This window comes from Pseudonocardia sp. ICBG162 (genome assembly GCF_020496225.1).
In the GTDB taxonomy this organism is placed as follows: domain Bacteria; phylum Actinomycetota; class Actinomycetes; order Mycobacteriales; family Pseudonocardiaceae; genus Pseudonocardia; species Pseudonocardia alni.
The window spans coordinates 2261904-2272500 of the sequence record NZ_JAHLJD010000013.1 but is presented as its reverse complement, the minus strand read 5'-3'; the positions used below and the strand labels follow the sequence as shown (position 1 = coordinate 2272500).

The 10597-nt window shown below is 70.1% G+C and carries 3 protein-coding genes and 2 rRNA genes (1 of these 5 running past the window's edge); all 5 read left to right on the top strand.

From position 1 onward, the window contains the following. Positions 1-2739, top strand: a 23S ribosomal RNA gene (locus tag KPL60_RS13670) (it extends 361 nt beyond the left edge of the window). A gap of 141 nt (positions 2740-2880) precedes the next feature. Then, positions 2881-2997, top strand: a 5S ribosomal RNA gene (rrf, locus tag KPL60_RS13665). A 1023-nt stretch (positions 2998-4020) separates the two neighbouring features. Further along, positions 4021-4563 (top strand): single-stranded DNA-binding protein, encoded by a 543-nt coding sequence (locus KPL60_RS13660; RefSeq protein ID WP_226355680.1) that lies wholly within the window; start codon positions 4021-4023, stop codon positions 4561-4563. A gap of 24 nt (positions 4564-4587) precedes the next feature. Continuing rightward, positions 4588-6264, top strand: a complete 1677-nt coding sequence (gene ettA / locus KPL60_RS13655) for an energy-dependent translational throttle protein EttA (RefSeq protein ID WP_226355681.1) — start codon at positions 4588-4590, stop codon at positions 6262-6264. A 104-nt stretch (positions 6265-6368) separates the two neighbouring features. Beyond that, positions 6369-10562 carry a hypothetical protein gene (locus tag KPL60_RS34270; protein ID WP_305080665.1) on the top strand — a complete coding sequence of 1398 codons (4194 nt, stop codon included), beginning with the start codon at positions 6369-6371 and terminating at the stop codon, positions 10560-10562. The last annotated feature ends 35 nt before the right edge of the window (positions 10563-10597 follow it).

Sequence of the window (10597 nt, the reverse complement as noted above, 5' to 3'; positions counted from 1 at the left end):
ATCTGTGTTAGCGGAACGACTCTGGGATGGTCGGCCGTAGTGGGTGATAGCCCCGTACGCGAAAACACTGGGTTCTGTTGTGGGCGTGTTCTCGAGTAGCAGCGAGCCCGTGAAATTCGCTGTGAATCTGGCGGGACCACCCGTCAAGCCTAAATACTACCTGATGACCGATAGCGGACAAGTACCGTGAGGGAAAGGTGAAAAGTACCCCGGGAGGGGAGTGAAATAGTACCTGAAACCGTGTGCTTACAAGCCGTCAGAGCCTGCAGTGCTTTCGTGGTACAGGGTGATGGCGTGCCTTTTGAAGAATGAGCCTGCGAGTTATGCTTCGTGGCGAGGTTAACCTGTGTGGGGTAGCCGTAGCGAAAGCGAGTCCGAATAGGGCGCTGTAGTCGCGGGGTGTAGACCCGAAGCGGAGTGATCTACCCATGGCCAGGGTGAAGCGTCGGTAAGACGTCGTGGAGGCCCGAACCCACCAGGGTTGAAAACCTGGGGATGAGCTGTGGGTAGGGGTGAAAGGCCAATCAAACTTCGTGATAGCTGGTTCTCCCCGAAATGCATTTAGGTGCAGCGTCGTGTGTTTCTCACCGGAGGTAGAGCACTGGATGGCCTAGGGGGCCGACAAGCTTACCGAAGTCAGCCAAACTCCGAATGCCGGTGAGTGAGAGCGCGGCAGTGAGACTGCGGGGGATAAGCTTCGTGGTCGAGAGGGAAACAGCCCAGATCACCGGCTAAGGCCCCTAAGCGTGCGCTAAGTGGGAAAGGATGTGGGATCGCCCGGACAACCAGGAGGTTGGCTTAGAAGCAGCCACCCTTGAAAGAGTGCGTAATAGCTCACTGGTCAAGTGGTCCTGCGCCGACAATGTAGCGGGGCTCAAGCGCACCGCCGAAGCCGTGGCAATGACATCTTTAGGTGTTGTTGGGTAGGGGAGCGTCCTGCATCTGGTGAAGCCCGGGAGTGATTTACGGGTGGAGGGTGTGGGAGTGAGAATGCAGGCATGAGTAGCGAATGCAGAGTGAGAATCTCTGCCGCCGGATGACCAAGGGTTCCTGGGCCAGGTTGTTCCGCCCAGGGTGAGCCGGGACCTAAGGCGAGGCCGTCAGGCGTAGTCGATGGACAACGGGTTGATATTCCCGTGCTCGTGATAGTGCGTCCATGCTGAATCTGGTGATGCTAACCATCCGAACCCACCTCGGCTCCTTCGGGAGTTGTGTTTGTGGGGGAGCGTGGGATCCGATCTGGTAGTAGGCAAGTGATGGGGTGACGCAGGAGGGTAGCTCCGCCACGCGGTGGTTGTCGTGGTGTAAGCCTGTAGCCCGAGTCCTAGGTAAATCCGGGGCTCATATAAGGGTGAGAGGTGATGCGTAGCCGATTGAGGCGAAGAGGGTGATCCCATGCTGTCGAGAAAAGCCTCTAGCGAGTGCTGTTGCGGCCCGTACCCCAAACCGACACAGGTGGTCAGGTAGAGAATACCGAGGCGATCGAGCGAACTGTGGTTAAGGAATTCGGCAAAATACCTCCGTAACTTCGGGAGAAGGAGGGCCGGTTGTCTTGAGGCTCCTTGCGGGCTAGGGACGGCCGGTCGCAGAGACCAGGCCCAAGCGACTGTTTACTAAAAACACAGGTCCGTGCGAAGTCGCAAGACGATGTATACGGACTGACGCCTGCCCGGTGCTGGAACGTTAAGAGGACCTGTTAGCTCCTTCGGGGCGAAGCGGAGAACTTAAGCGCCAGTAAACGGCGGTGGTAACTATAACCATCCTAAGGTAGCGAAATTCCTTGTCGGGTAAGTTCCGACCTGCACGAATGGCGTAACGACTTGGGCGCTGTCTCGACCACAGACTCGGCGAAATTGCACTACGAGTAAAGATGCTCGTTACGCGCGGCAGGACGGAAAGACCCCGGGACCTTTACTATAGCTTGGTATTGGTGCTCGGTTCGGCTTGTGTAGGATAGGTGGGAGACTGTGAAATCGCCACGCCAGTGGTGGTGGAGTCGTTGTTGAAATACCACTCTGGTCGAATTGGGTGTCTCAACCTCGGGCCATGATCTGGTTCAGGGACAGTGCCTGGTGGGTAGTTTAACTGGGGCGGTTGCCTCCCAAAGAGTAACGGAGGCGCCCAAAGGTTCCCTCAGCCTGGTTGGCAATCAGGTGTTGAGTGTAAGTGCACAAGGGAGCTTGACTGTGAGACTGACGGGTCGAGCAGGGACGAAAGTCGGGACTAGTGATCCGGCACCACCTTGTGGAAGGGGTGTCGCTCAACGGATAAAAGGTACCCCGGGGATAACAGGCTGATCTTGCCCAAGAGTCCATATCGACGGCATGGTTTGGCACCTCGATGTCGGCTCGTCGCATCCTGGGGCTGGAGTAGGTCCCAAGGGTTGGGCTGTTCGCCCATTAAAGCGGTACGCGAGCTGGGTTTAGAACGTCGTGAGACAGTTCGGTCCCTATCCGCCGCGCGCGTTGGAGACTTGAGGAAGGCTGTCCCTAGTACGAGAGGACCGGGACGGACGAACCTCTGGTGTGCCAGTTGTCCCGCCAGGGGCACGGCTGGTTGGCTATGTTCGGGAGGGATAACCGCTGAAGGCATCTAAGCGGGAAGCCTGTTCCAAGATGAGGTCTCCCACCACCTTCGAGTGGGTAAGGCTCCCAGTAGATGACTGGGTTGATAGGCCGGAGATGGAAGCCCTGTGAGGGGTGGAGTTGACCGGTACTAATAGGCCGAGGGCTTGCCACAACGAGTTGTTCGCATCCACTGTGTGACCCTGAGTCCACAACCATCCACGTTTCCCCGGTGATCCGGGGGAGTGTGGGGTGGTGTGTGTGCTCGACCCCTGCCCCTAGGTTTTTGGGGGTGGGGTGATAGTTGGATAGTGCTGTCGGTGGTCATTGCGGTAGGGAAACGCCCGGTCCCATTCCGAACCCGGTAGCTAAGCCTTCCAGCGCCGATGGTACTGCACTCGCCAGGGTGTGGGAGAGTAGGTCGTCGCCGACATTCAACTTTGATGGGATGTGCCCCGGACTTTCGAGTCCGGGGCATTTCTCATTTCCGGACCCTTTTTCGCTCCGATGCGTTATGCCGGTCCGGGGCGGGATCGGTGCATCCGTTCCCGGCCCTGGCACGGGGTCCTCCGGGGCCGGGGGTCGAGGCGCGTGCTCCCTCGTGGAGTCGCACCCGGTCCCGCACCACCGGTGGGCCGGCGCACCTCGCACGCTTTCCTGCGACCTCGCACCCTCTGCAGGGGCTGCGAGGTCGCAGGAACGTGTGCGACGTGCGGTGCCCGGTGCGGCGTGCGCGAAGGCTCCGTTGTAGGAGCGCGGTATCGGTGACTCGTTCCGCCGAGGGAGCTCCTCCGCCGGCGAGAGCGGACACGGTGGCGACGAGCGGGGTCGTGCCGTCTGCTCTCAGTCGCAGAGCGTGCGAGGTCGACGAAGGCTGTGCGAGGCGGCACAGGGTGGCCCGGAGAGCGCTGTGTGCGCCGCGGGGCCCGTCGGCCGATGCCGGGCACGTCCGTCGGGTGCGGTGCGCGGCTCGTGGCGGCCACACGGCTCCGCCACCGGGGCGGCCGCCGCCCGCGTCCGTGACGTCCACGGTCGGCGGCCTGCGACGAATCGTGTCGGGGCACGCCGCTGAGCGTCGGAGGCTCGATGCTGTGCGATCGAGAGCCCGCGTCCGGTGCGAGAGGGAGCAGGAGGCGTCGGGCGGGCGATGGTGTCCGCTCCGATCAGGCGGCGGGGTCCCCAGGGCCCGTGTCTCCGGTCGGCAGGGGATAGATGACGTGACGGCGGGATCCGTGCGGCCGCGGTGTCACCGCCCCGGGATGCCGGCTACGGGGATGGACATGTCCGGGTGGGGGGAAGCACACCGGACCGACAGTCGTCGTGGCCGAAGCGGGTCGGGACGGCCGGTCATCCCCAACGGGCACGGTTGTCCACAGGCTCTGACGTGACCCCGTCGACGGGGCGTGGGCGGGTGAAGCTCATGGGGACAACGCACCCCAGAGCCTCGGAGGATCCGATGAGCGACAACACCGCCACCATCGTCGGCAACCTGACCCGCACCCCCGTCCTGCGCTACACCGCGAACAGCATCCCGGTCACGGACCTGACGGTCGCGGTCAACCACCGTCGCAAGGACCCGATGACCGAGCAGTGGCACGACGTCGCGTGCACCTACTACACGGTGACGTGCTGGCGGACCCTGGCCGAGCACGCGGTGCGGACGTTCGAGAAGGGGCACCGCGTCATCGTCATCGGCCGGATGTACGTCGAGGAGTGGACGGGCCGGGAGGGCGACGTGCGGCAGAGCATCCGGATCGAGCCGTCCAGCGTCGGGCTCGACATCCGCTTCTCCCCGGCGGCCGTCGCGCCCCGGCCGTCGGTGTCACAGGGGCCGTCGGTGCCGCAGGCCCGGGGCACCGACGACGCCGCCATGCGATGGGGCACCCCGCCCACCGAAGAGCCGGACCACGACGGGTACGACGACGCCCCGGACGAGGTCGAGAGTGCGGAGCTCGACGAGCTCGCGAGGCTGGCGACCGCACCGGCCTCGAGCGGCTGAGCGGGCCCGATCTACCATCGCATCGTGGCGGATCTGATTTACACGATGCGGAACGTGCGTAAGGCGCACGGCGACAAGGTCATCCTGGAGAACGCGTCGATCAGCTTCCTGCCGGGGGCGAAGATCGGCGTCGTGGGCCCCAACGGCGCCGGGAAGTCGACCGTCCTCAAGATCATGGCAGGGCTGGAGAACGCGAACAACGGCGACGCCTTCCTCAAGCCCGGGGCGACGGTCGGTATCCTCCAGCAGGAGCCCCCGCTCAACGAGGAGAAGACCGTCCTCGGGAACGTCGAGGAGGGCCTCGGCGACGTGAAGGTCAAGCTCGACCGGTACAACGCGATCGCCGAGGAGATGGCGACCAACTACACCGACGAGCTGATGGAGGAGATGGGCCAGCTCCAGGAGGAGCTCGACCACGCCGACGCGTGGGAGATCGACTCCCAGCTCGAGCAGGCGATGGACGCACTGCGTTGCCCGCCCGGGGACGCCGAGGTCACCCACCTCTCCGGTGGTGAGCGCCGGCGCGTCGCGCTGTGCAAGCTTCTGCTGTCCCAGCCCGATCTGCTCCTGCTCGACGAGCCCACCAACCACCTCGACGCCGAGAGCGTCCTGTGGCTCGAGCAGTTCCTCGCGAGCTACCCGGGCGCCGTCCTCGCGGTCACCCACGACCGGTACTTCCTGGACAACGTCGCAGGCTGGATCCTCGAGCTCGACCGCGGACGCACCTTCCCCTACGAGGGCAACTACTCCACCTACCTGGAGAAGAAGGGCGAGCGCCTCGCCGTCCAGGGCAAGAAGGACCAGAAGCTCCAGAAGCGCCTGAAGGAGGAGCTGGCCTGGGTCCGCTCCAACCCGAAGGCCCGCCAGGCGAAGAGCCGCTCGCGGCTCGACCGCTACGAGGAGATGGCGACCGAGGCCGAGCGGCACAAGAAGCTCGACTTCGAGGAGATCCAGATTCCGCCGGGCCCGCGCCTGGGCAGCCAGGTCGTCGAGGTCTCCCACCTCGACAAGGGCTTCGACGGCCGCCAGCTGATCAAGGACCTCTCCTTCACGCTGCCGCGCAACGGCATCGTCGGCGTGATCGGTCCGAACGGTGTCGGTAAGACGACGCTGTTCAAGACGATCGTCGGTCTGGAGCACCCGGACTCCGGCGAGGTCAAGATCGGCGACACGGTCAAGCTGTCGTACGTCGACCAGAACCGCGGCGGGATCGACCCGAAGAAGACCGTCTTCGAGGTGGTCTCCGACGGGCTCGACTACATCCAGGTCGGCAACACCGAGATGCCGTCGCGCGCCTACGTCGCGGCGTTCGGCTTCAAGGGCCCGGACCAGCAGAAGCCGGCCGGGGTCCTGTCCGGTGGTGAGCGCAACCGCCTCAACCTGGCGCTGACGCTCAAGCAGGGCGGCAACCTGATCCTGCTCGACGAGCCGACGAACGACCTGGACGTCGAGACCCTCGGTTCGCTGGAGAACGCGCTCGAGCAGTTCCCCGGCTGCGCCGTGGTCATCTCCCACGACCGCTGGTTCCTCGACCGGACCTGCACGCACATCCTGGCGTGGGAGGGCACGGACGAGAACCCGGCCGAGTGGTTCTGGTTCGAGGGCAACTTCGAGGCCTACGAGAAGAACAAGGTGGAGCGCCTCGGCGCGGAGGCGGCGCGACCGCACCGGGTCACCCACCGTAAGCTCACCCGCGACTGATCACCGCCCGGTCCGGACCTCCCCATCCGGTCGGGCCGGCCCCGGCGACGGGTGACCGGCTCCCTCGGGAGGTCCGGACGGTGGTGTCACTCAGGGGAGGCGATGTGACGTTCGACCTGGGAGGTCGGGCCGCCGGCGCGACGACGGCCGAACTGCGCACGGCGGCGGCCCTGCGCTGGCAGCGGCCCCTGCTCACCGCGGAACTGGCGGAGCAGGCGTGCGCGCGAGCCGTCGCAGACGGTGACGATCTGCGCTGGCTGCAGGCCGCGGGCTGGCTGCTCGACGGCCACGCCGCGGGTGGGGACGCCCGCGACGTCGCCACCGCCGTCGTCGCCGGGGTGACCGGTCATGTCAACCCGGGTGACAGCACGGTCCCCGTGCCCCTCCGCGCGCCCGGCACCGAGGTCCTCACCCGTCCCGAGGGCGCCCGTCTGCGGGTGGAGCTGGCCGGGGTCGCCCAGGCCGACGGGGAGCTCGAGGCGGCTCGGGCACTCGTCGTCGGACTGCCGGACGACGCCCCGGGGGAGGACCAGGGGCTGCTGCGCCTCGACCGGCTCGCGGTCGAGGTGCGCTGCGCACTCGCCGGCGCCTCCGCCGCCGAGCTCGAACGGCTGCGCAGCGACGTCGACGCCTGCGGGTCCGGCTTCGGTGGCGAACCCGCGGCGTACGCGGACCTCGTCGTCGGGTCGGTGCACCGGGCCCGGCGCGAACACGACGCCGCCGTGGACCGCGCGCTGCGCGGCCTGGCCCAGCTCGGATGGACACCGGAACGGCCCGGGTCCCGCCCGCTGTCGACCCACCTCGCCGCGGCACTGCTCAGCCAGTGGATCACTGCGCTGCTCGACTCCGGGCACGTCCCGCCCGACGCGGTCGCCGCGGCCGCCGTGCAGCGCGACGCCGGGGACGCCGGTCGTCAGGGCGTGCTGCTGCGGCTCACGCTCGCCCGGGTGCAGGCGGGGCGCGCGGACCACGCAGCCCGCGCCCTGGTCGAGGCCGCCGACGGCGCCGAACAGGCGGGCGTCCCCGCGCTGGTTGCAGCCTGCCGAACCGCCCAGTCCGAGCTGCACGAGGGCTCGGGCAGGTACCGCGAGGCCCTCGAGACGATGCGGGCCGCGATGGAGGCCGACCAGGTCGATCGCGACCGCGGGACGCGCTTCCGCGCCGCGGTGGCGGCGTTACTGCCGCTCGCCGCCGTCCGCACCAGCACCGCCGAGCGACCCACCCCGTTCCCGCGCACGGGCGGAGCGCCGGCCGTACCCGCCGAGCGTCCGGCTGCGACCGGAGGCGCCGTCGCCGGTGCTCCGACGGGCGGGCCCGGTGTCGGTACCCGGGACAGCGTCGGTCGCGGTACGCCGGAACCGGGGTTCGCCGCGTCCCGCTCCGGCGGTGCGGAGTCGTCCTCCGGCGGGGACCAGCGAGGCGGAGACGACCCTCCCGCCCGGACGCCCGTCGAGGAACGCACGGTCGGTGCCGGGACCGACCGCCCCGCCGGAACCGGCCACACCGAGCCCGAGCACGATCGCCCGACCGACGATCGGCCCCGGGCCGACCGGTCCTCCGCCACGGTGAGCAGGGACGGTCGCGGAGCCGGAGCCGGAGCCGGGGACGACGGCGCCACGGGAGCCGGGGCCACGAACGGCCGTCCGGCGAACGACCTCCCCGCGGCCGGACGCTTCCCGGTGCGCTGGGCGCCGTCGGAGAGCCTGCTCTTGGGCCCCGGCACGACGAACGGTGCCGCAACCGCCGACCCGTCGCCCGCCGACCGCACCGTGGAGCGGTCCACCGGCGCGAACCGGAACGGTCACCGTCCCGGCGAGGCCGGCCTCACGACGGATGCGTCGTCGGCGACCGGTACGCCGGGCACGACCCACACCACAGGGACCACCGGTACGCCGGACACGACGGGCGCCGCAGGATCGTTTGACCGGGCGTCGGACGACACGACGGACACCGGAGGTCGACGACCCGCGGGCATCGACCCCGCCGACCCGCTGGGCGTCTCCGGGCTCCTCGCGGACGGGCCGGCACCAATGGCACCCCGGGACCCGTCGTGGACCGGGCCGTCGTGGACCCCCGACGCGGCAGGCGGTTCGCCGCTCGCCGACGCCCTCCTGGCCGAGTGGCGCGCCCCCGAGCCGCCTGCGGCCACGCACCGCAACGGGTCCCACGGCCCGGCTGACGTCGTTCCGCGGAACGGAGCACGGCACGACGGGGCCCACCGGTCCGGCGACGGCGACGGGGCCGACCCGGCAGCCGGGCCAGGCCCCGTCGACGGTCACCGGAACGGGGCTCCCGCTCCGGAGCCGGCCGTCGTCGCCGAGCGGGCTGCGGGCGAGTCGACCCTCGCCGAGGCCGACCCGAGGTCCGGTCGGGCGAGCGCGCGCGCCGCGGCCCGTGTCCCGGACAGCGGCCCGGCAGCGGCACCGACCGCCCCCGCGGCCCCGACGGGTCCACCCGGTCCGGCGGAGCGGTCGATCGTCCTCGACCTCGTCGACGGCGACCTCGAGACCGTCACCGGTACGGCGGCGGTGGGGGCCCTGCACGACGTGGTCACCCGGGCCCGCCGGTTGGTTCCGCCATCCGGGACCACACGTCGCGACGACGACACGGTGCGGGTCACCCTGCCCGACGTCGACCACGTCACCGTCCTGCTCTGGGCACGGTCGCTCGCGACGCACCTCGGCGGTCGCGTGCGCCGGGGCGGGCTGCCGGCGGGGACGTCCCTGCGGATGCAGGCCGTCGGACCGCACGGTGTCGAGGGCGACGAGATCGTCACCGAGCTGACCGGGCCGGACACGCCGGCGCCCCTCCCTGAGGCGCCCTCGGCCCGGGTCGGTGGGCACTCCGGCGCCGCGCAGACCGGGGACGCGGGGTCGGGTGCCGGTGAGCCGTCGGCCGCCTCGGAGCCGGTCGCGGGGCCGGCGCTGGCGACGCCGCTGGACCTGTCCGGCGAGCGCGCGGCCCGGGGCGGGCGGCGACGGGCCGCCGGCGACGGGACGGCGTCGTTGAGCGCCGTCGGTCTCACCGTGCGGCCCGGGAGCGGCGGGCGGCGGCGCTCCGACGGAGCCGTCCGGGACCCGGCGGCCCGCGACCGGACCGTCCGGAGCCCGGCCGCCCGCGACTCCGGTGCCCGGGATCGTGGCCCCGGACACCTCGCCGAGCCGCACCCCTCCGCCCGCGACGAGGCCCGAGACGGGGCCCGCGGCGCTGCGGGCGGCGACCCCACCGGACCGGCGAGCGATGAGCGGGCGCAGGTGTGGGGCGGTTCCGCCCCGGCGGACCCCATGTCGGTGCCGGACCCGTTGGACACCCGGTTCGCGCTGCCCCCGGAGCCGGATCGGCGCCTCGCCGAGGCGGTCCGGGCCCACCTCGACCTCCCCGGGCCGGACGGCGCCGCCTCCCGCTACGACGGCCCGGCCCGTGAACGTTCCGGGCTGCCGGTGCGGTGGTCCGGGGTCGACGACGGAGCGGGGGAGTCCGCGCTGCCGCGTCGTCGTGGGCGGGACACCACCCCACCGGCCGATGACGGACACGGCGGGACCGCCGGTCTGTTCGACGGGGGCGGGACCACGTCCGCCCGGGTCGCCGGCCACCGTGCGTCCGGCGAGCCCGACGGCAGTGGCGTGGGCGCGGGGACCTGGACGTTGCGTACCGCGACCGGACCGACCGTGGTGCGGGGCGCAGCGGCCGTCTTCGCCCCGACGCCCGGCGATGCTGCCGCGACCGGCGATGCTGCCGCGACTGGCGATGCTGCCGCGACTGGCGATGCTGCCGCGACCGGCGACGCTGCCGCGCGCGGTGACGCTTTCGCGCGCGGTGACGCTGCCGCGAGCGGCGACGACGAACCGGCGACCGGCGCCGTCCACACTCCGACGACGGACGTACGACCCGGCGGGAACCGACCCGGCGGGAACCGACCGGACGCAGGCGGACGCCGGACGCCGGGCGCCGGTCCCGCGACCCGACGGGCCCGCTCCCGCCGAGCGGTCCCCGCGGACGGATCGGTGCCGTCGGACGCCGCGGACCGGGAGGACGGCCCGGCCACGAGGGACGAGCCGCCGACGGGGCCCTCGCGCGACGACGCATCTACCCCGGCCGGGACGCGGGACGGCGCGTCACCCGTGACGCCCGGACGGCAGGACAGCGCTGCCGGCGCCCCGGCGACGACGTCGGCACCGGCCGACGGCACACCGGGCGCCCCGGCCACGCCGGCCCCGTCCGACCCCGCCGGCATCCCCGAGGACATGGGCCTCGCCGATCTCCTCGCCGGGGCCCTCGCGGCCTACCGCGAGATCTGACCGGCCGCCGGGAACCGCTCGCCCGGTCGTCGTGG